At 68.6% G+C, this 2,301-nt stretch carries 2 protein-coding genes; one reads left to right on the forward strand and one right to left on the reverse strand.

Annotation, left to right across the window (positions count from 1 at the left end; translation table 11 throughout):
* Positions 1 to 40: 40 nt before the first annotated feature.
* Positions 41 to 577, reverse strand: a complete 537-nt coding sequence (locus tag VKV26_24275) for an RNA polymerase sigma factor (protein ID HLZ73032.1) — start codon at positions 575 to 577, stop codon at positions 41 to 43.
* A 111-nt stretch (positions 578 to 688) separates the two neighbouring features.
* Here VKV26_24275 and VKV26_24280 point away from each other — a divergent pair, with 111 nt between their 5' ends.
* A complete protein-coding gene (locus tag VKV26_24280) occupies positions 689 to 2,299 on the forward strand; it encodes a hypothetical protein (protein HLZ73033.1) in 1,611 nt (536 codons plus the stop codon).
* Positions 2,300 to 2,301: the final 2 nt, after the last annotated feature.

Consider the following 2,301-nt stretch of genomic DNA (forward strand, 5'->3'; position numbering starts at 1 on the left):
AACCACGCTTCGAACTCGGGATCAAATCGCGTCATGTCGGTCATAAGAAGAGACGCTGCAGAGCTTCGTAGTCGGCAAGTCCGCTGTCCAATTCCCGTCGGAGCCGGTCCATGGCTCGGGCGAGGCGCCATCCAATGGTCCGCTCCGCGATGCCGAGAATCGAGGCGATCTCTCGGTTCGAGTATCCGTGGTAGTAGCGCAGGAGGACCACGGCACCCAACTTCGGAGGTAGGAGGCGCACTGCATCGCCGACCTCGGAACGCTGGCCGGTGGCCGTCGAGGGGAGGGAAGTTGCCAGGCCGGGGACGAATATGGAGACGAATCCCAACACCTGATCGTGGCGGCGCTGCGAGATGGCGAGGTTGATGGCGATCCGGTACAGCCAAGCCTCCGCCGGGGCATCGCCCTTCCACTTGGGCCAAGCCTTGTACGCCCGCTCGAACGCCTCTTGGGCGCAGTCCTCCGCCGCATTGGCGCCCAGCAGCCCATACAGGGTCCGGACCAGCCGCGGGTAGGCGGACCGGTAGAGTCGCTCGAAGTCGTTGGAGTCTCCCGGGGTGTAACTCAGCCCTTCCACGTTCTCCTTAACGCGTGAAAGGCCGTTATGTTGCCCTGCCTGTCACCTGGGGAAGATTCGTAATCCGTCGGGATATGTGCTGCGCGCAACGCGCAACTCCACGGTGCGGCGGTGCTTGCACTCGTCTGGTCCGCTGCGCAGGCGATTGCCGAATGGGCGATCACGTTCGACACGTCTCAGCTGAGCTTGCAGCTCTCGGCGACTCTAGGTCTCCTCGCGCTTGCGTACGGCTTCTACTGCTGGCGCTCGCGCCGCGCCTGGATGCTGTGGACGGTCTGGGCGGGCGCGAGCCTGGCGGTGCTGGCCGCGAACGCACCGCTGGGGGTGGGCGAGCGCGGCTACGTCGTGGAGCTGGCCGCGCTGGCCTGGATATACGCGATCGGCGCGCGCTGGATGCCCGGCCGGGCGCTTCGGAATTTCGTCCGCATCGGCGCGGCGACCCAGGCTGCGCTGCCCGTGCTGTTCAGCGCCGGCCCGGACGGGCTGATGGCTGTCTCTCTGTTGGCGACGGCGGGAGTGGGACTCCTCTTCGCCCTCGAGGACCGCCAGCCGGCCTGGCTGCTGCTGGCTGCCGGGATAACCACTGTCGACTGGTACTGGCTGGCCAAGTCGCTGCTGCCACCGCCGCCGCAGCCGACAGCCGACACGCTGATCCTCACCTACAGCCCAGTGCCGGTGGTGTGCGGTGTGATCGGACTGGTGCTCCGGCTCGGGCGCCGCCCCCGCTGGTCGTGGCCGCTCTATGCCGTCGGCGGCCTGGTCGCCATCGGCGTGGCGTCGAGTGCGGTCACCCAGGGCGACTTGACCCTCGCTGGCCGGGCGCTGGCCGTGTACGCCGGCCTGGCATACGTTGCCACCGCCATCGATCGCCGGTGGCCGGGCGTGGTGGCGGCGTCGGCTGCCGCCGCCGCCGCGGTTTTGCTGCTCCTCGGTGCGGCCACCGCTGCGAGCTACTGGTATCCCGTGGCGATCAGCGCGCTCGCGATCCTCATCTATGGCGGGCACGCGGCTTGGGCACGGTCTGATTTCACGCGGGCGCACAGGCTGGCCGCGTTTACGATCGCCGGGATCGCGGCCGCCTCAAGCTTCGCCGTCCCTGACTTCTGGGAGAAATCGAGCACCGGGTCCATCGCCGCGCTCGGTGCGTTGATCGTCACCGCTGCGCTGGTGTTCATCGACGGCCGGCTCTACCGGCGGGCCCTACTCGAATACGCCTCCCCTGCACTGGCTTCGCTCGGCGGCTTCTGGATCGCGCGCTACCTCGGCATCGACAACCTCCAGGCGACCGCGGTCCTGCCCGGCGCGGTGCTCATCGCGATTGGCCTGATCGCGCCGCAGGACAAGCGCCGGCCTGGCGAGCTTGTCCTGTGGCGGGCTGCGATCATCGCCGGAGCGCTGGTTTTGATGGGCGCCAGCGCGCTGCAGTCCGTGACCGAGGACGCGGCGGGTTCCTATACGACGCTCTGGGTGATCGAAGCAGTCGCCGCGCTGATGATTGGAATCGGCGCACGCAGCCGCACGCTGGTGCTGGCGGGCGGCGCCGGCCTCGCTCTCGGTGCCCTGCGTGCCCTGTTCCTGATTCTGCAGGAGGTGCAGGTCTACGTCGTGTTCGGCGTCATCGCGATCCTGCTGCTGGTGGGCGCCGGCGTCCTTGCCGCCACGCGCGACCGGCTGGCCGGCGCTCGTGCGGCCGCCCGCCAGTCGTGGGACGACTGGACCTGAGC

The organism is Dehalococcoidia bacterium, from assembly GCA_035310145.1.
GTDB lineage: Bacteria > Chloroflexota > Dehalococcoidia > CAUJGQ01 > CAUJGQ01 > CALFMN01.